Source organism: Streptomyces echinoruber (assembly GCF_014651135.1).
GTDB classification, from domain to species: domain Bacteria; phylum Actinomycetota; class Actinomycetes; order Streptomycetales; family Streptomycetaceae; genus Streptomyces; species Streptomyces echinoruber.
Genome location: NZ_BMWH01000098.1, coordinates 1 through 770 on the forward strand (window position 1 = coordinate 1; position 770 = coordinate 770).

1 pseudogene is annotated in these 770 nt (G+C 73.9%); it reads left to right on the plus strand.

Going from position 1 to position 770, the window contains the following annotated elements:
• Positions 1–53 precede the first annotated feature (53 nt).
• Positions 54–770 (plus strand): annotated as a pseudogene (locus tag IE225_RS33865) (hypothetical protein); the annotation flags it as partial.

The following is a 770-nucleotide window of genomic DNA, read 5'->3' on the forward strand; positions in this document are numbered from 1 at the left end:
GGGTGACGGGCCGGTATCTGCTCCCTGACGGCACCCCCCTTGCCGGACAGGTGGTGTTCCGGGCCCCCTCGCTGATCACCTTCCCCGACTCCGACGTCATCCTCGGCGGACCCGTCACCGCGAGCCTCGACGCACAAGGCGCGTTCGCCGTCACCCTGCCGGCCACGGACGCCCCCGGCATGAACCCGTCCGGCTGGTCCTACAGCGTGGCCGAACAACTGGTCGGCGTCGCCAACGGGCGTACCTACCAGATCCTTTTGCCCAAGGAGACGCCCGCGGTCGATATCGCCGACGTCGTGCCGACCGACCCGACGACGCCGACCTACGTCGCCGTGCGGGGCGACAGCGCGTACGAAGTCGCCGTGAAGAACGGGTTTCAGGGCACGGTCGAGCAGTGGCTCGCCTCACTGGTCGGCCCCCAGGGACCCAAGGGCAACACCGGGCCCGTCGGCCCCCAGGGTCCGCAGGGCGCCCAGGGGCCGCAGGGGCCGAAGGGTGACCCGGGCGCGCAGGGCCCGCAGGGGCCCAAGGGCGACCAGGGCCCGACCGGACCCCAGGGACCGACCGGCCCGGCCGGCGCCCCGGGCGTCGTGCAGTCCGTCAACGGCAAGTCCGCCGCCGCCGTCACCCTCACCGCCGCCGACGTGCACGCCGTACCCGACACCGCACCGGGCGCACCGAACGGCGTCGCCCAGCTCGACGCGAACGGCAAGGTTCCCGCCTCGCAGCTCCCCGCCTCCAGCGGGGGCGGAGTGCAGACCGTCAACGGC